The organism is Desulfoconvexum algidum, assembly GCF_055382125.1.
On the sequence record NZ_AP042394.1, the window covers coordinates 897,136 to 914,432 of the forward strand.

A 17,297-nucleotide genomic window follows, 5' to 3' on the forward strand; every position below is an offset into this window, starting at 1 on the left:
TCCGTCATTTTTGGTTCATTATTGCGCCAGCAGCACACCCATGCCAACCCGTAGGCCGTTAATGGGGGTGAGGGGGCGGGCTTCAATCTCAAAGGTCCGCATGTCAAAACCTCGTTGGGTATTGGTGGCGCGCCAGGTGGCAAAATCACCCATAACCGCAACATAGTTAATTATGAAAGGGTATTTTTTTTCTCCCAAGGCCGGAATCTGGACCATGATTTGACTTCCCTTGGTGTATTGGCTGAGCATATCCTCTCTGATATGAAAAACAGCCCAGCAATCGTTCATATCAAGAATACTTACGATGGGAAAGCCCTGGGGGGATAGTTCACCGCTCTGCATCAGAATCTGGGAAACTTCACCGCCATGCCAGGCATGAATACGGGTGTCGGCCGCATAGGCCTCAATTTCGGCCACGGCCCCTGCGGCCATTTTGGCCTTGCCTGCTGCCGCCCGTTTGGTCTCTTCCCTGGCCCCTTCCCGTGCCATGTGATAGAGCTGTAATGCCCCGTTTTCACTGAAGCGGGCCGCCTGCATCTGGGTATAGACCTCATCTCTTTTTTGTTCAGGCATCACGCCGCTGTGATACAGATTTTCAATCCGCTGAAAGGTCTTTTCCAGGAGATCGGCAGCGGCTTTTGCCTGCTGCCACCTGTCCCGGGCAGCGGTTATTTCCTGGGATCTTGCCCCCTTCTGGGCCTGGTCTGACAGGGCATCTGCAGCATCTTGGGAGGCCCGGGCCTGGATCAGTTTGGCTTCTATTTCCGGACTATACAGGGTAAAGATGAGTTGTCCTGCCTTTACCAAGTCTCCTTTTTTTACCATGATTTTATCTATTCTGCCGGGTACCTTGGAGGAAATAGTGTATTGCTGGGCCTCTATCTGTCCCTGGATCATAATCGGTAGGGGCTGGTATGCCAGCCAAAAGCTGTAACCGAGCCAGCCCACCGCCGCCGCTCCAAACAGGACCAGGGCTGATATTTTTATCAATCGCATGGGTTAATCCTTTATTGTGCAGGTTTCATAATATTGCGAAAATTCGTTGATTTGGCCGCTGATGGCCAATAGTTTTGCAAGTTCCATGACATAGGTGTAGGCGGCATGGGCTCGCTGAATTTTAACGCCGGCAACATAGAGTCTTGCATCCACCACATCAAGGGAGGTGGAAAGTCCCTGGACAAAGGCCTTTTCCCGCAGTTCAACTGTCTTTTCAGCCAGTCGTTGACTCGAGGCCAGACCATCATACTCGGCAATGGCCTGTTCAATGAGGCGATAGGTCTTTTCCACAACAAGGGAAAGATCCTGCCGGGCCTGGGATCGCAGGGCCGCAACTCGTGTAATCTGGCTTTTGGCTGCCTTGACTTTATTGCTGCGGCTGGAACGATCTATCAAGGGAAGACTGACAGAGATGCCGACAAACCAATCCGGCATCAGATCTGAGGCAAGGGAATCCTCTTCATAGAGGTTGTAATTTCCGATCAGGGCAACCTCTGGATAATATTTGCCTTGTTCTATTTTAACCAGTCCTGCGGCCATTTCTTGTTTTGCATCTAAAATAGCAAGTCCGGCATATCCGTTAAGGGTTTTTTGGGTAAATATTTCAAGCAACGGAAGCTTGCGATTAACAAAGAGTCCTGTGGTGGGCCGGGCCGTCGTTTCTTCCTGGAGAAACCGGGTCAAAGCGGCCTGGGTAATGCCCAGATCACTGGCTGCCTTTTGCCTGTCCACCCTTGCCTTGTCATGGGAGGCCTCGGCCTGAAGTCTTTCAACCTCGGCAATTTGACCGTTTTCCACCAACAGGCAGGCATGGTCAAAATGAAGTTTCAGGCTTTTTTCCACTTCAAGGCGGGCGGCAAGAACCTGGCCGGTCAGAACGGCACCAAAATATCGCTGGCAAAGGGTCTCAAACTGACTATCAACCTTTAATTCACGCTGCTGTTGCGCTTGGTCAACCGAGGCTTTGGCTATTTCCTGGGCAGCATCTATCCGGCCGCCCGTATACAGGGGCCATAGAAGGTTTACCGAACTGCTGCTGATATTCCTGTCACTGATGGTTGAGGTGAGGCCGGCAGATGCCTGGCTTCTTGATAAGCCATAGTTTTCCAGCAAGCTGTAAAAAACAGACCCGGCCATGTCTCCTGCCGGCATGCTGTCAAATAGGTCATCCGGACCCAGGGTGATATCCTCGTCAAGGCGGAGATAACCGCCTAAAAGAGTTACCTGGGGCAGATACAGATCCCGGGCTGCGCTTTGCTGGTAGGCAGCATGATCCATATTGGCCTGTTCCGCTTTTAAAACATGGCTTTTCTGGCGCGCCTGCTGCCAGGCAGTACCGAAATCGAAATCCTGGGCTGACGCAGGTAGTGCCGGGGCAATTCCTGCCAGAAACACCATCACCCAAAGAACGCTTTGAAAATTAGGCGTTAAAAACGCTATAATCCGTGTGAAAATTGTTTTTATATTCAACCGTTGACCTTTTCTTTATCCATATTATCGCCGTTCTGTTTTGCGCAGTCAAGATAACATACCCTATTGAAAAAACAACCCGAAAAAATTAAGCCAAGCGGCAGTTCGGCTTGCATACCGCGTTTAACTATAATTTTTTGAGCATTGCGATTTCATCACAATTGGGAAAACTGACGCATCCGATGCAGTCGGACCAGACCTTGATGGGCAGGTCTTTTTTGTATCATCTTCAAATACCCAAAAATCCCTTAAATGATCATATAATTTGCTCAAGGGCCTGGCCAGCAGTTTTCCTTGTTTATGATATAGTTGTAACAGGGCATGGATATCATTTACGTCGCTTAATATTGCTTTTCTTATCATGGTTTTTCCTTTGTTTTAATCAATGCGCGTACTGCCATAGAATCGCTCTGGGAGAGGATTTTACCCGTACCAGGATGGATATATATCATTTTGGTCCCATCTGGTATATCAAAATATTGAACCGGTTTGTCTTTAAGGAATGCTTCCATATAAGCACTCCAGATGGGCAAAGCGGCCCTTGCACCGGTTTCATAGCGCCCCAGGGTGGTTGCGTCATCGTTTCCCACCCAAACCCCCAGGGCAATCTGTGGGCTTATCCCGATGAAATAAGCGTCTTTGTAATGGTCAGTGGTTCCTGTTTTACCGGCAATATCTTTTTTTATGTGACCTGCGCGTTTTCCGGTTCCTTCAAGGATAACCGCCTTGAGCATATCCACCATTATGGCAGCATCCTGCCGGGACATGATGGATTGGCGGTTGATTGAATTTTGAAAAACGATACCCCCATCCGCATCCGTGATGCGGACAATGGAAGAAGGCGTCACCTGGATACCCTTGTTGGCAAAGGGGACATAGGCAGATGTCAGCTCGAGCAGGGAAACCTCAGCGGTTCCCAATGCAAGGGATAAATAGGGGTGCAACGGGGAGCTGATCCCTGCCTTTTGTGCAAAGTCAATGACCGCTTTGGGCCCGATTTGCTCAAGCAGCCTTACCACGGGCGTATTTTTGGACAGGGCCAGGGCTTTTCGAAGTGTCATCTCTCCACTATAATTGCGTGAAAAATTTTTTACCTCCCAGGTCTTGCCTTGTTCCTGGGCGTAGCGTAGGGGGGCATCCAAAAGGGTTTGGGCTTGGGAATATCCCTTCCCCAGAGCCGTGGCATAGACAAAGGGCTTAAAGGCGGAACCGGGCTGTCGTCTGGCTTGAACTGCCCTGTTAAATTGGTTCTTGTTAAAGTCGGTCCCCCCCACCATGCTGAGTATACCCCCTGTTCGAATATCGATGGCAACCAAAGCCGCTTCAGGAATAGGGTTTTTTACCCCATTTTTTTTCATTCTTCGTTTAAGGCGTTCTATCTGGTTGTTGACACAGGTCTGGGCAATGGTTTGGAATTTTAAATCCAGGGTGGTATAAATATTTAATCCATTTGAAAACCCCGAGGTCAGGCCTGGATGCAATTTTAAATTATTTTTCAGGAATGCCACAAAAAAAGGGGCAGAAGATTGGGTTGTTGTTCTGGGTTTGATGGAAACAGGTTCTTGGTTTGCAAGGGTTTGGGCCTGAAGGGAAATGATGTTGGCCAGGCGCATTTGTTTTAAAATAATGGCGCGCCTTTTTTTTGCAAGAAGGGGATTGTTAAGGGGAGAATAGACACTGGGGGCTTTTGGTAGCCCGGCAAGAAGCGCTGCTTGTCCAAGTGTTAAATCCGTTACCGACCTGTCAAAATAGGTTTTAGCGGCAGCTTCAACCCCATAGGCCCCGCTACCCAGGTAGACAAGATTTAAATAAAGCTCAAGAATTTCATTTTTGGTGTAGCGTCGTTCGATCTGGACCGCCAGTATGGCTTCCCGGATTTTTCGGATAATTGATTTTTCCGGGGATAAAAATAATGTTTTTGCCAGCTGCTGGGTCAGGGTGCTGGCCCCTTGTTTGAAACTGCCCACCTTGATGTCCTGCACAATCGCCCGTAAAACTGCCTTGAGATTAACGCCCGAGTGATCAAAAAAACTTCTGTCTTCCGTGGTAATCAGGGCATCAATTAGGGATTTTGGAATTTTGTCAATGGATACGGGAAACCGTTTTTCAAGATAGAACCGGGTAATTATCTGATTGTCCGATGAAAAGACGGTTGTGACCGAAGAAGGCTTGAACAGCTTTAAATGGTTTATTTCAGGCAGATCATATACAAGCCCCAGGAAGGACCCCGTTAAAAGTCCTGTAAGAATGCCGATAAAGGAAATAAAGAGAAAGGTCCGTTTTATGGGAGAAGGCATTAGGAGACCAGAAATTGGGTGATCGCTTGTTTGAAATCATCATCTGTAAATGGTTTATGAAGGATGAGATTGATACCGGATTTTGTCAAAAGGGTTTCATCCACCCGCACGTCACCGTTCTCTTCTTCTACAAAATCGCTCTGGGTTGTGATCATGAGAACCGGCACCTGCTGGCGGGTAAACTTTTTTCTAATTTCCCGGGTAAGTTCCAGGCCGCTTATGTTGGGCATGTTCAGGTCTGTGATGACCAGATCCGGCTGGGTGGCAAGAATTTGGGGGATGGCGTCTTCAGGTAGATCAAAGATTTGGGGGGTAAATCCCAGGGCAGTTAGTTTGTTCTGGTAGAGTTTGAGCATCATCTTTGAATCATCTACCACAATTATTTTGGCTGTGTCTGTGGAAGAGGGTTGGGTGGCTTTTGACTCAATCTTTTCGACAATCTCTTTTTGTCCTAGACTTGTCATTTTTTTTAAAAAGTTTTTTCGGGTAATAGGATCTGCGCATTGGGTGATGTGCTGTTGGGCGAGGCTTAGGAAATCCTCTTCTTCCACAAGGAAATTAAATATATTTTCTGCATCGGCGTCGATGAGGGCTGAAACAGCGTTTAGGGCATCCAAAGATCCGGATCGGACGATATTTTTAAGTCCTGCAACCAAGGGTTTGGACAGGTTTTTATCGATGGCTCTGGCCGCAGACATTCGAACCGCCTCTACCGGATCCTGTAACCCCTGGGCCAGGCACATGGCGGTTCTAGGGGAGGGGATCCTTTCCATGGCTTCATAGGCGGCCTGGCGGATATTGGCATCCTTGGGCTGGGTATTGATAATATCCAATATGGGAATAATGGCAGCGGTATCCCCAATGTAACCCAGGGTGGTAATCAGGTGAACCAGATAATCTGCCTGGGCATTTTTAAATGCCCGGGTAAGAATGGGAGTGGCTTTGGTGCCCAGTTTCAATAATTGATCTATGGCAGTATCCCGGACAATGGTGATGGGGGAACTTAGGAGAGAGGTAAGCTGTTCAAGGGCATAAAGATCCTGCATTTCAGCGAGGGCTTCCACTGCCAGTTTATTGGTTTGCTCATCCTCACCTAAAAAACCCATGATCAGATCAACCGCCTCCTGGCTGCCGGTTTCCGATATGGCAAAAATGGCTGAGCGTTTGACCTCGCGGTCAGGGTGAACTGCCATGCACCCAAAGGTATCAAGTGACGATTGCAACCTGAGGGCACCAAGGGACTGGATGGCAGCCCCAAGGATTTGGGGGTCCTTGTCCGTGGAGACAATCTGTTTTAATACGGGGGCTGTCTCCATCAACGAGAGCTCTCCTGCGGCTTTTAAAAACAGGAGCCTGGCCTTTTTTTCGTTCTTGGTAATATAGGCAATGACCAGGTCTGTATTTCCGTATGCCTTGTCAAGAATAAGCTCGTACAGGGCTTCCTGGATTTTTGGATCGGAAATATCAATTTTGGTCAGGTATTCAAGAAGGGGGAGTACAACCCGTTGGGATCCCTTGGCCAGTTCCGTCATGGCTTTTTTCTGAACATCTGCGCTGATGCTGGAATCAGCGGCAAACTGAAGCAGTGCTTTGGCTTTAACAATATCTTCCTGGTGGAGACAAAAAACCAGTTCGGCAATAAAATTTTCGACAAAATTTTCAGGGTCGGTGGAACTCATAGGCAAGCCCTTTGTTGTGGTTTAAACTGGTGTTATGGTTTAAACTGGTGTTATGGTTTAAACTGGTAAAAAATCGAATTGAGATATTTATTGGATGCATAGAGGTCTGTGTCGTTTACAAGGGATTCTGTGGAACCGATGAGAAGGTACCCATCCGGTTCCAGGACAGAAGAAATACTTTGATAAATCTTTCTTCGATCTTGGGTGGTAAAATAGATCATCACATTTCTGCACAAAATGATATCAAACTTTCCCATGCCCATAAAGGGTTTCATGAGATTCATTTTTTTAAACTGGACCATGGCCCGGAGTTCATCCTTGATTTTATATCGGTCTTCATGTGGATCGAAATATTTGCTCAGACGGCCCGGGTCAAGCCCCCTGGCCACCTCGAATTTGTTATAAAGTCCATAACTTGCCTGGGCAATGGCCGCATCGGATATATCCGTCCCATAGAGTTTTATATTATAATTTTTAGACGTGATCCCCATTTCAAGGAGGGTCATGGCAATGGAGTATATTTCCTGGCCGGTTGAGTTGGCAGCGCTCCACAGCCGAAGGGTCGGTTTTAAGCCAGTATTTTTTGAGGATCTCTTGTCAATGAGATCCGGAAAGATTTTATGCTGCAATAATTGAAACGGAGATTTGTCCCTGAAAAAATAGGTTTCATTGGTGGAAATCGCATCTATGATTTCATTTTCCAGTGTTTTTTTAAAATCAGATTTGGCCTTTCTCAGTAGCTCCACATAGGAACCACATCCCAGGCGGGTGAGTATGGGTCCCAAACGGGTTTCCAGCAAATATTCCTTGCCCACATCAAGAGCAATCCCCGATATATCCAGGATATATTTAGAAAAATCTTTAAACTCGTTGGGTGTTACTTTAATTTTAGTCATAAATTTGGGGTGATACCAATAGAGATTACGGGTTAGGAAATAATTGTTTTGAGAATTTCGTTCGCTATTTTATCCAAAGGAGCGATCACATCGACAATACCCGATTCAATGGGCGCTTTTGGCATGCCAAAAACCGTACAGCTCGCTTCATCCTGGGCAATAATATAGTTGCCATTCTTTTTCATCTGGGCAAGTCCCTTTGAACCATCAGATCCCATTCCGGTCATAATGACACCTGTTGCCCGTCCCACATAGTGCTGGGCAATTGATCGGAACAGGTAGTCCACCGAGGGTCTGCAGCTATTCTCCGGAGGATCGTCCGTTATCTTTATTTTCCTGGAAATACCGTCCTGGCCGGCCACAATTTTCATTTGTCGTCCACCCGGTGCAATCAAAACCCGGCCGGGAACAATGAGATCCCCGTCTTCGGCTTCCTTGACTGTGAGTTGGCTCTTGTTGTTCAGGCTGTTGGCCAGGGAGGCCGTGAACATGGGCGGCATATGCTGAACAATGAGGATGGGGGCTTTAAAATCGCCGGGCAGCATGGGAATCATTCGTGTCAGGGCATTGGGTCCGCCGGTGGAGATGCCAATGCCGACAATCTCGGATTTTGTTTTCCGTGGACGTTGAATTGTGGTGTCAGGCAGTGGCGGTTGTCTTGGTTCAGCCCGTTTTATGGAAGAAATTCTATGGCGAAGGTTGAGGCGGTTTGATCGTTGGCGTTTCAATGCGCTGACAATGGGTTCGAGTGTTTGTTTTACCTTGAGCAGATTGTCGGCCATTGTGCCGGCATCGGGTTTGGGGATAAAATCAAAAGCCCCCAGTTCCAACGCCTTGATCGTCATTTCACTGCCTTCCCGGGTCAGGGTGGACAGCATGATGACCTTGGGAGGAGAGGGGTGCTGCTGAAGTTCCTGGAGCACCTCAATCCCGCTCATTTCCGGCATTTCAATATCAAGGGTAATTAAATCGGGTTTTAAGGTGTTGATTTTGGACAGGGCGATTTTTCCATTATTGGCTGTTCCCACCATTTCCACCCCGGGAATTGCCTTTAAAACATCTCCCACAATTTTTCTGTAAACAATGGTGTCATCGACCACCAGAACCTTTAACATTTCCATCAATCTTTAAGAACCTCATCAATGTCCAAAATTCCAATTAGCTGGGTTTCTGTCTTTAAAACACCCTGGAAGAATTTTCCCTTTGCACCGCCTATATTTGAAGGTGCCGGTTCAATATCTTTTTTTTGTGCCAGCACCACGTCGCTGATTGAGTTCACCAACAGCCCTATGTGCTCATCATCGGAATTTACAATGATATTCCGGTTGTCCTTGTCTTTGTTAACCGGTTCAAGGCCTAGTTTTTTTCCCAGATCAATAATGGTAACGATTCTTCCCCTCAGGTTTAAAATCCCTTCCACATAATCCGATGCCTGGGGTACCTTGGTGATTTCAAAGTTTTTGTTTATCTCTTGTATGTTCAGTATATCGATGCCGCAGAGTGCGCCGCCAACATAGAAGGTGGCAAATTCAATATCTTTAGAAGTACTGTCTGTATTCATTTCTGTCATTTGTTTCTCCTTAGGGTGACAAAAAGCAATTAGGATAGATTCAGGTGTTTCCGAACCGTTTTCATCAATTTTTCCCTGTCCAGCTTGATTTGATAATCATCAATCCCCACAATTTTACCCTTTTCAACATGTGCTTCACTTGCCAGGGATGTTAATGCAATAACCTTCAGGTGAGAGTATTGGGGATTCTCTTTAATTCGTTTGGTGAATTCGAAGCCATCCATGTTCGGCATTTCAAGATCCGTAACAACCAGGTCAATTTCATCAACCCGTTCCTTTAGAAGTTCCCAGGCAATCAGCCCGTCTTCCGCTTCAATGACCTTGAATCCGTCTTCTTCTAGGAATCCTTTGACCTGATTCCTGAAAAAAGCAGAATCCTCAGCAAAAAGAATTATTTTTTCTCCGTCCTGGGCCATTTCTGCGGCAGCACTTGCTTCCTGGACAAACCAATCCGGGTTTAATTTTTTGACCATCTCAAAAATATCCACCAAAAGGGTGGTATGTTCATTGATGATCATGGACCCGCTGATGGCTGGCTGCTTCAAGGTCGTTGGATCGATATCCAGGGAGAGTTCCATGGCATCTATGGGTGGGGTTACCATGAGACCAAGTTCTCTGTTTTTTATTTTAAAGACAATTACTTCCTGCTGTTCTTTTTCAGGCAAGGGATTGAAATCAGCCACCTGGGATAGTTCGTAAAGGGGCAGTGCTCCGCCTCTGTATTGAACCACTTTTTTGTTACCAATCTGTTCAATGGCAGAGGTCTGTATCCTTTCTATCCGCTCAACAAGACTAAGGGGAGCTGCAAAATGTTCTCGTTCACCGTTTTTAAAGGTCAGCAGGGCCACATTGTCCTTTGCAGCTGCCGCGGCTGCGGCCGCTTCCGCTGCCTTGGCAACTTGTCCGGCATCAAATACGGTAGAAAGGTCTGCCATCTGGGCAAGATTTGAAATGTCAAGGATCAGGGCAACCTTACCATCCCCCATAATGGTGGCGCCAGCATAGGCGGCACATTTTTTCAGGTGGCGCCCCACAGGCTTGACAACAATCTCTTCAGAATCATGCAATTGATCTACAATCAAGCCGTACTTGAAGGCACCGGCTGAAACAACTGCAATGTTAATGGCGCTGGCGGCATGGTAACGTCTGTCTTTTTTTTCTCTTTCAACAGGGGGGGCTGGCGCTGGTGCGTCAGATAGGGCGTCTTCTGTGGTTAAATGGTGTTTGGAACGCCTATCTGCTGTGTGTTCTCTCCTGTCAGGATGCGCTTTTTCCCCTTTGGGGTCGGTATATATTTTTTTAATACCCAACATTTCCGACAGATCCAATAAAGGAAGCAATTCTCCCCTTAAGCGAACAACTGCGGCATCACCGACGGTTTCGATTTTTTCTTTCACCTGGGCTGCCGGGATTCTTAGCAATTCATTCAGGTTTACCTGGGGCAGGGCATAACGTTCATTGCCCACCGAGGTGATCTGGCTTGGGATAATGGCCAGGGTCAAGGGGAGTTTAATTTGAATGGTGGTTCCCTGTCCCGGGGTGGAATCCAGTTCTATTATACCCCCAAGGGTTTCGATATTGGTAATCACCACATCCATGCCAACCCCTCTGCCGGACACATCCGTCACTTCCTCGGCTGTTGAAAAACCTGGCAGAAAAATTAATTCCATCTTGTTTTTTTCTGACATGTCAGCCACCTGCTGTTCGGTTACAAGACCCTTGTCAATAGCTGACGCTGCAATTTTTTCCGGGTATAATCCTTTCCCGTCATCTGAAATGACAAGATTCACCTGACCGGCCTCGTGGAAGGCCTTTAAAACAATTGTACCGGTGGGTTCCTTGCCCATCTGTTCTCTTTCCATGGGGGTTTCGATCCCATGGTCAACTGAGTTTCGAACCAAGTGGGTTAGGGGGTCATTGATGGATTCGAGAATGGTTTTGTCAAGTTCAACATCCTTGCCTTCGATTTCAAGTTCAATGGTTTTGCCCAGCTGTTGGGAAAGATCCCTTACCACTCGCGTGAATTTGTTCAGAATATTGGCGATGGGCTGCATTCTCGTCTTCATGATGGCTTCCTGAAGTTCAGAGGTGATCATATCTATTCTCTGACCAGACACTTCAGTTGCTTTTACATTGGAAGAACTGATTCCCTGGAGCAATTGGTTCCTGCTTAAAACCAGTTCTCCGGCAAGATTCATGAGGGTATCAAGGAGTCCCACATTGACCCGTAACGATGTCTGGGTTTTTGTAGCGACTTCAGCAGCTTTTCCTGCTTCTTTGGCGACAATCACCGGGGCAACTGCCTTGGCGACGGCTATCTTTTGTGCTGGGGATCTGAGAGCCGCTTGGGGAGTGTTTGTTGTTTCCTTTGGTAGGATAACTTCCGGTTCTGCTTTGTCTGCTACGGTCATTGACTGGGGGACTGATTCAATAGCAGCGGTTGAAACAATCATTGGATCTGTGATGGCATGGATATATCGTTTGTTGATATCAAAAAGCGTCTCGGCCATATCATACTCGATGATGGAGGCAAAAAGAACCTGAAACGGAATCCTGCTTGGAACGGTTGTGTTGTCAAGTGTGCCCACGGAGTCAAAGTCAATCCGGGAGTCCACAATGGTTCCGGTTTTTTGGAGAGTGTTCAGCACGTCAATGGGGTTTTTCCCTTTGCGCTGAATATCATTGATCAGATCATACTCAACCAGAAAAAGATTTTTTCCTTCAGCCTTGTATTTTTCAATTTCATAAAGGGAAACCTGTTGAAAAATCCTGCCGTCTTCGAGGACAATATCAACTATTTCAGAAACCATGTCCTGCTGCGCTTCCGGCAGGGATGACTTTGTTATGTTTTCCAGGGCTGCGATATGATCGGACACATCCACATCATTACTGGTTTCAATGTTTTTCAACAAGGTTTCAAGTTTATCAAAGCCCTTTAGAAGAACAGAGATTCTGGTTGAGTCGGGTATGAGCTCGTTGGTTCGGATCAGACCCAGTACATTTTCAAGGTGATGGGAAAGGTCTTTTATGGTCGTCAGTCCCATAAACCCCGCTCCGCCTTTGATAGAATGGGCTGCCCGGAAGACATTGTTCACCAGGTCCAGATCTATGTTTGCTCCGGCTTCTTCAATGGTTAAAAGATCACTTTCGATATCGCCAAGATGATCCAATGATTCTTCAATATACATTTGCAGGGTTTCGTCGTCTTCGAACATATTTCATCTCCCGAAAGGTTTATTCTCGAAATCGTAAAATTTTTTGATTGCTACTTAATTTACAGATAATCGAATAGAAAGTCAAATTATGAATAGGCGGGCGTATTTATATTTTCCGAATGATATCATTGGGCTGGCAAGGATGTGCAAACTCCATAATTGCCCGGGTGTTTGGCTGGGCATTTTCAATGGGATTCTGATTCGGATCGGATAATTTCAATATGTCGGATTCCATGGCCGGTTCTTTCGGGGTGAGAATTTCGATCCGGTCATTTTTATTGATTTTATTTCGAATTTCAACCAGAAAACAGTTCCCCTCCATACATGCCAGAACTTTGCCGATAAAACTATGGATTTTCCCCTGGTGGATGTTTTCATAATTGGGGGATTGTTCTTCTGAATTGCCAAAATAAAATCCAGTGGAATAGGCCCTGTGATACACCTGGAAAAGTTCTCTTCGCCACTCTTCTTTGACCTTATAGCCTTTTGGATTTGCCATATAGGTGTCAATGGCATTCCGATAGGTTTTTACCACCGATGCTAGGTAGTTGATACCTTTCATTCTGCCTTCTATTTTCAATGAGGAAATCTGAGCATTGATTAAAGCGGGAATATGGTCAATCATGCACAGGTCTTTGGAGTTAAAAATGTAGGACCCCCTGGAATCTTCCATCAATGGATGGAATTCATTGGGCCGTAATTCTTCAACCACTGCATATTTCCATCGGCAAGGATGGCTGCAAAGACCTCTGTTGCTGTCTCTATTGCTTAACACATTGCTGAGCAGGCACCTGCCGGAATATGAGATACACATGGCGCCATGGATAAAGGTCTCAGTTTCTATCTGGGCATTCTGGGCATTCTGGGCATTCTGGGCATTCTGAGCTATTTCGGCAATTTCATCCAAGGATAACTCCCTGGCCAGGTTCACTCGCTTAACCCCGAGTTTTTGCCAGAAGCGAGCGGTATTAAAATTGGTTGTATTGGCCTGGGTGCTCAAATGAATATCAATGTTGGGAATGATCTCCTGGGCCAGCATGATAATTCCGGGATCTGATATAATGATGGCATCGGGCTGGATTTGCCCGATTTTTTCCAGAAATGTTCTGATGTGTGATTGTTCGTGGTTTCTTGAATAAATATTACAGGCCAGGTAGATTTTTACATTGGCATCATGGGCAGTGCGAACTGCTTGCATCAACTCCGGGTCCGTGAAATTTCCAGAAAAGTTTCTAAGGCTGAAATCTTTTCCAGCAAGATAAATTGCATCTGCACCGTAGTGGATGGCAATTTCAAGTTTTTCAAAATTTCCGGCCGGTGCGAGTAATTCCGGTTTGATTATTTTATGCGGCATGTTTTTTTTTTGCTTGTGGTGCCCCCGGCAAGAATCGAACTTGCGCACATGGATTAGGAATCCAATGCTCTATCCACTGAGCTACGGGGGCATATTTTATTCGATTTTAAGTTTTTGTCCGGGAAAGATCTTACTTCTTTTATCGAGACGATTCAAGGCCAGAAATCGATTTAAATTCATATTATGTCGTTTGGCAATTAAAAAAGGGCTGTCTCCTGATTGGACCTTGTAGGTGCTGGAACCTTTTTTTGATACAAGATCATTGGAGGGTATATATAAGGTCTGTCCTATGTGCAGATTGGTATTGGGCAATTTGTTAACTGCCATAATCTGTTTGGTGGTTGTGGAAAACCGTTTGGCAATGATCCATAAATTGTCGCCGCGGTTGACTTTGTAGCGGGTTGGTTTATCTTGGCTGGTTCCCTTGATGTTCCTTGTTTTGGCAACAACCGGATTATTTTGATATTGTCGACTGGGGATTTTTAATACTTTTCCGGCATAGATTCTATGGGCTCTGGAAATGTTATTTGCACGGGAAATGGTCTGAACCGAAGTTTTGTAGCGTCTGGAAATGCCCGACAAGGTCTCCCCTTTCCTGACCCGATGGTAGACATACATTGGCGGAGGGGAGTATGTGGCTTTGATGTTGTCCAGTTTGCCAAGAAAAATAGATGCTTTTTCCCGAGGAATTTTTAGTTGATATGTTTCAGGCGGGAGCAGTTTATATCGTAGTTCCGGGTTTAGCTTGGCAAGCAATTGGGGATTAATATCAATTGCCGTGGCAATATCCTTTAACCGGATTTGTTTTTTTACAGCAAAAGTTTCATATTCCAGAGGGAGCTGTGGATTTTTGATTTCCATATTGTATTTTTCGAGATTATTTACAATATGAAGGGTTGCCAGGAATCTGGGAACATACCGGGAGGTTTCACGGGGAAGATTCTGGTGTAGATCCCAAAAATTGTCCAGATAGTTGATCTTTTGACGGCGAATGGTTCGAAGGACCCTATATTCTCCACAATTGTAGGAAGCCAGTGCCGTTGTCCAGTCCCCAAAAAGAGCATGAAGTTCATTTAAATAAGCAATGGCGGCAAGGGTTGATTTTTCTGGATCCATGCGTTCGTCAATGTAATGATTCCTGTTAAGGCCGAATTTATGGCCGGTGGAGGGGATGAATTGCCATATTCCCAGAGCTCTGGCAGAGGAGAGTGCCCGCAATTTAAAACCGCTTTCGACCAAGGGGAGCCAGGAAAGTTCTTCAGGCAGGCCGGCTTTTTTTAATTCTTCAACAATATAGGGTCTATACCGGGCTGCCCTTTCCATGGATTGGATGAAAAACCTTCTTTCCGGACCGGTAAATCTTTCTATCTCGGCCTTGACATAGGCATTCATGGTTATGGGGATTTCATTATGTTGTCCTGTTACAACGATCTGGCGGGAGGCATAAATTTCAAGAATACGTTTAGAGATCAGATACCGGACATCTTCTTTTTGCTGGCTCAGCTCATGGGCGGCATTGGGGTCTATTCCAAGGATCAGAGAGTATGCAGAATCAAGGTTGTTGAGTGCCTCATCAAGGTTGCCTTCTTCCCACATTTTTTGGGCATAATTACACAGCTCCAAGGCTTGGTCAATGTTGTCCTGACCTATTTCTTTGGGTTCTTCTTTGTCTTTACAAGGTAAAGATTTATCGGTTGGATCTGTTTTCGGATCAATAACAGAATTTTCCGTTTCCTCAACGGCCTCCATAATTACTGCCCCCTGGTATAGGGACCCAGTGTCTGCAATTTTGGTATCAGACTGAAGGGGCTTTGCAGAATTTAGGTTGGCTTGCTGGCAACTTGTCGATAAAAAAAGGATAAATGTAAAAACAGCCAATCTTTTAAATGTCATTTTTCTCCTATGATCAGAGGTATTGTTTCAATATATTGGGCTTTAATTAATAGATTCGAGTGGCCTTGTCAATAGAGCCCGGGTGTTTTTGGAAAGGTTAATGGATTTTGGAAAGGTTTTTTTGGCTAATTTAAGAAAAGCTTGAATTGGAAAGGTTTTTCATTTATATTAGATAAATTGTTCTTGAGACTCAATTTTAAGCGAACCTTTTGGGAGAAAGTCATTGGGTTTGGCAAATGATTTGAAAAGAACAGAGGATATAGGGGCAAATCAAAGGTTTTATGGCATCTATCGGTCTTAATCGGTTTGAATCGGATGAGGCGGTCTTAAGTTGCGGTTGATAAACTTGAAATGCTCTGATATATTCTGCCGGTCTTTTTGATGTGACGAAGTTGTCACAAATTTTAAGATAAGCCGATATAGCTCAGTTGGTAGAGCATCTCACTTGTAATGAGAATGTCCTCCGTTCGATTCGGGGTATCGGCTCCAGAAATGGAAATGCTTTGGTGGGGTTCCCGAGTGGTCAAAGGGATCAGACTGTAAATCTGACGGCTCAGCCTTCGGAGGTTCAAATCCTCCCCCCACCACCAAAAGTATTGTGTAGGAGATCTTGAGTAGGGTGGATCGTTACTACATAGTCGATTTTGGTTTGTTGACTATATGATTTATGCGGGAGTAGCTCAGTTGGTAGAGCTTCAGCCTTCCAAGCTGAATGTCGCGAGTTCGAATCTCGTCTCCCGCTCCATGCCCAAGTTCTCTTTTAAGCTTAATGTTTTGTTTGAATACGCCCATGTAGCTCAGTTGGTAGAGCGCTTCCTTGGTAAGGAAGAGGTTCACCAGTTCGACTCTGGTCATGGGCTCCACAGAGCGACAAAGGGAATTTTGGAAAATGGCTAAAGAAAAATTTAATATGATTACGAGTGCAGCCCAAATGAGCGGGGCTGTTCTCGCTGTTAGTGCAGATGGTGGTTCCGTGTTCACTACAAGAATGCATATTTTTCTAGCCCCGGTATGTTGGGGTTCCAAAGGTAATTGTTTCTTTTGAACCAATGTGATATGCTAACTGAATTTTACAGGCTTTGTGACGCTTGATGAGGGCATGAAAATGATCATGCCCTGCGATAATGCAACTATCAATATTGAGCTGATAACGCCCATTGCAACAGAAAAAGAAGTTCGTTTTGCAATTAGGTAAGGTGGCCGGGTCAGTGCCGGTGTTATCGGTTAAATTGTTGAATAAATACCAAGGGGTTTAACAGTGGATAGAGTACTTATTGCTCTTGCATGTACAGACTGCAAGAGGCGCAATTATACAACTACAAAGAACAAGCGGTCAACTCCAGACAAAATCGAGCTTAAAAAGTACTGCAAGTTTTGTAATAAACATGTGGTGCATAAAGAGACTAAGATAAAATAATTTAAGTTTGCAGGTCAGTAGCTCCAATTGGCAGAGCTCCGGACTCCAAATCCGGCGGTTGTGGGTTCGACTCCCTCCTGACCTGCCAAATTTTATAAATTTTTGATTCTGCTGATTGGCAGCTTCAAAGGCAGATCCAGGAGTTTTATGTCACGGATACAGAAAAAAAAGCCTTTTGGTGAAAAGAAAAAAAAGGACGTCGATTCGGAAGAAATAACGGATGTAGGCACCAAACTTTCTGGGTCCAAGCCAGCCGCATCTAAGGGGTTGCAGAAGCAAGAGAAATTAATTGTTGAGGGGAAAGTGGGTGAGCCTAATTTTTTCCAACGCTCAATTGATTTTTTCAGGGAAGTCAAGGTTGAGTTGAAAAAGGTGACTTGGCCTACGCGCAAGCAAACAACGGGAACAACCGTCGTGGTGATTATTTTTGTTTTTGTCGTGGCAGCTTTCCTTGGGCTTTTCGACTATGGTCTTTCCAAGCTTGTTCAGGTTGTCCTTACATAGATTAAG

Annotated in this window: 14 protein-coding genes and 6 tRNA genes; 8 read left to right on the forward strand and 12 right to left on the reverse strand. The window is 45.7% G+C overall.

Annotated elements, in window-relative coordinates:
* Window positions 1-18 precede the first annotated feature (18 nt).
* From ACZ45G_RS04035 to ACZ45G_RS04090, 12 genes are all read right to left on the reverse strand, one after another.
* Window positions 19-996: an HlyD family secretion protein gene (locus tag ACZ45G_RS04035; RefSeq protein ID WP_464175391.1), complete on the reverse strand. Its 978-nt coding sequence runs from the start codon at window positions 994-996 to the stop codon at window positions 19-21.
* Window positions 997-999: 3 nt separating this feature from the next.
* Window positions 1,000-2,466 carry a TolC family protein gene (locus ACZ45G_RS04040; RefSeq protein WP_464175392.1) on the reverse strand — a complete coding sequence of 489 codons (1,467 nt, stop codon included), beginning with the start codon at window positions 2,464-2,466 and terminating at the stop codon, window positions 1,000-1,002.
* Between the two features lie 123 nt (window positions 2,467-2,589).
* Entirely contained in the window at window positions 2,590-2,829 is a 240-nt protein-coding gene (locus tag ACZ45G_RS04045) for a hypothetical protein (protein ID WP_464175393.1), read from the reverse strand.
* Window positions 2,826-4,763 (reverse strand): penicillin-binding protein 1A, encoded by a 1,938-nt coding sequence (locus tag ACZ45G_RS04050; protein ID WP_464175395.1) that lies wholly within the window; start codon window positions 4,761-4,763, stop codon window positions 2,826-2,828. Before ACZ45G_RS04050 ends, ACZ45G_RS04045 begins: the two co-directional genes overlap by 4 nt.
* Entirely contained in the window at window positions 4,763-6,442 is a 1,680-nt protein-coding gene (locus tag ACZ45G_RS04055; protein ID WP_464175396.1) for a HEAT repeat domain-containing protein, read from the reverse strand. Before ACZ45G_RS04055 ends, ACZ45G_RS04050 begins: the two co-directional genes overlap by 1 nt.
* Before the next feature lie 50 nt (window positions 6,443-6,492).
* Window positions 6,493-7,338, reverse strand: a complete 846-nt coding sequence (locus ACZ45G_RS04060) for a CheR family methyltransferase (protein ID WP_464175397.1) — start codon at window positions 7,336-7,338, stop codon at window positions 6,493-6,495.
* Window positions 7,339-7,370: 32 nt separating this feature from the next.
* Window positions 7,371-8,459, reverse strand: a complete 1,089-nt coding sequence (locus tag ACZ45G_RS04065) for a protein-glutamate methylesterase/protein-glutamine glutaminase (protein WP_464175398.1) — start codon at window positions 8,457-8,459, stop codon at window positions 7,371-7,373.
* Window positions 8,459-8,908 (reverse strand): chemotaxis protein CheW, encoded by a 450-nt coding sequence (locus ACZ45G_RS04070; RefSeq protein ID WP_464175399.1) that lies wholly within the window; start codon window positions 8,906-8,908, stop codon window positions 8,459-8,461. Before ACZ45G_RS04070 ends, ACZ45G_RS04065 begins: the two co-directional genes overlap by 1 nt.
* 29 nt (window positions 8,909-8,937) lie before the next feature.
* A complete protein-coding gene (locus tag ACZ45G_RS04075) occupies window positions 8,938-12,123 on the reverse strand; it encodes a hybrid sensor histidine kinase/response regulator (protein WP_464175400.1) in 3,186 nt (1,061 codons plus the stop codon).
* 106 nt (window positions 12,124-12,229) lie between these two features.
* Complete coding sequence (locus ACZ45G_RS04080) at window positions 12,230-13,477, reverse strand: peptidase U32 family protein (protein WP_464175401.1); 1,248 nt, start codon at window positions 13,475-13,477, stop codon at window positions 12,230-12,232.
* A gap of 16 nt (window positions 13,478-13,493) precedes the next feature.
* Window positions 13,494-13,568, reverse strand: a tRNA-Arg gene (locus tag ACZ45G_RS04085).
* A 5-nt stretch (window positions 13,569-13,573) separates the two neighbouring features.
* The gene (locus ACZ45G_RS04090) at window positions 13,574-15,370 is read right to left on the reverse strand and encodes a lytic transglycosylase domain-containing protein (protein WP_464175402.1); all 1,797 of its coding nucleotides are present in this window, start codon (window positions 15,368-15,370) and stop codon (window positions 13,574-13,576) included.
* Between the two features lie 413 nt (window positions 15,371-15,783).
* Here ACZ45G_RS04090 and ACZ45G_RS04095 point away from each other — a divergent pair.
* The 8 genes from ACZ45G_RS04095 to secE all read left to right on the forward strand — a co-directional run bounded on the left by ACZ45G_RS04095 (window position 15,784) and on the right by secE (window position 17,291).
* Window positions 15,784-15,859 (forward strand) — tRNA-Thr (locus ACZ45G_RS04095).
* 16 nt (window positions 15,860-15,875) lie between these two features.
* Window positions 15,876-15,960: transfer RNA gene (locus ACZ45G_RS04100), tRNA-Tyr, on the forward strand.
* A 79-nt stretch (window positions 15,961-16,039) separates the two neighbouring features.
* A tRNA-Gly gene (locus tag ACZ45G_RS04105) sits at window positions 16,040-16,115 on the forward strand.
* A gap of 41 nt (window positions 16,116-16,156) precedes the next feature.
* Window positions 16,157-16,233, forward strand: a tRNA-Thr gene (locus ACZ45G_RS04110).
* 242 nt (window positions 16,234-16,475) lie between these two features.
* Window positions 16,476-16,565: a hypothetical protein gene (locus ACZ45G_RS04115; protein ID WP_464179860.1), complete on the forward strand. Its 90-nt coding sequence runs from the start codon at window positions 16,476-16,478 to the stop codon at window positions 16,563-16,565.
* Window positions 16,566-16,628: 63 nt separating this feature from the next.
* Window positions 16,629-16,787 (forward strand): 50S ribosomal protein L33, encoded by a 159-nt coding sequence (rpmG, locus tag ACZ45G_RS04120; protein WP_464175403.1) that lies wholly within the window; start codon window positions 16,629-16,631, stop codon window positions 16,785-16,787.
* Window positions 16,788-16,798: 11 nt separating this feature from the next.
* Window positions 16,799-16,875, forward strand: a tRNA-Trp gene (locus ACZ45G_RS04125).
* A gap of 59 nt (window positions 16,876-16,934) precedes the next feature.
* Complete coding sequence (secE, locus tag ACZ45G_RS04130; protein ID WP_464175405.1) at window positions 16,935-17,291, forward strand: preprotein translocase subunit SecE; 357 nt, start codon at window positions 16,935-16,937, stop codon at window positions 17,289-17,291.
* Window positions 17,292-17,297 lie beyond the last annotated feature (6 nt).

Bases quoted from the DNA above. Each gene is read 5' to 3' on its own strand.
- ACZ45G_RS04075 (WP_464175400.1), bottom strand. From the start codon at position 12,123: ATGTTCGAAGACGACGAAACCCTGCAAATGTATATTGAAGAATCATTG.
- ACZ45G_RS04055 (WP_464175396.1), bottom strand. From the start codon at position 6,442: ATGAGTTCCACCGACCCTGAAAATTTTGTCGAAAATTTTATTGCCGAA.
- ACZ45G_RS04080 (WP_464175401.1), bottom strand. From the start codon at position 13,477: ATGCCGCATAAAATAATCAAACCGGAATTACTCGCACCGGCCGGAAAT.
- ACZ45G_RS04060 (WP_464175397.1), bottom strand. From the start codon at position 7,338: ATGACTAAAATTAAAGTAACACCCAACGAGTTTAAAGATTTTTCTAAA.
- ACZ45G_RS04035 (WP_464175391.1), bottom strand. From the start codon at position 996: ATGCGATTGATAAAAATATCAGCCCTGGTCCTGTTTGGAGCGGCGGCG.
- ACZ45G_RS04050 (WP_464175395.1), bottom strand. From the start codon at position 4,763: ATGCCTTCTCCCATAAAACGGACCTTTCTCTTTATTTCCTTTATCGGC.
- secE (WP_464175405.1), top strand. From the start codon at position 16,935: ATGTCACGGATACAGAAAAAAAAGCCTTTTGGTGAAAAGAAAAAAAAG.
- ACZ45G_RS04115 (WP_464179860.1), top strand. From the start codon at position 16,476: ATGATCATGCCCTGCGATAATGCAACTATCAATATTGAGCTGATAACG.
- ACZ45G_RS04045 (WP_464175393.1), bottom strand. From the start codon at position 2,829: ATGATAAGAAAAGCAATATTAAGCGACGTAAATGATATCCATGCCCTG.
- ACZ45G_RS04065 (WP_464175398.1), bottom strand. From the start codon at position 8,459: ATGGAAATGTTAAAGGTTCTGGTGGTCGATGACACCATTGTTTACAGA.
- ACZ45G_RS04090 (WP_464175402.1), bottom strand. From the start codon at position 15,370: ATGACATTTAAAAGATTGGCTGTTTTTACATTTATCCTTTTTTTATCG.
- ACZ45G_RS04070 (WP_464175399.1), bottom strand. From the start codon at position 8,908: ATGACAGAAATGAATACAGACAGTACTTCTAAAGATATTGAATTTGCC.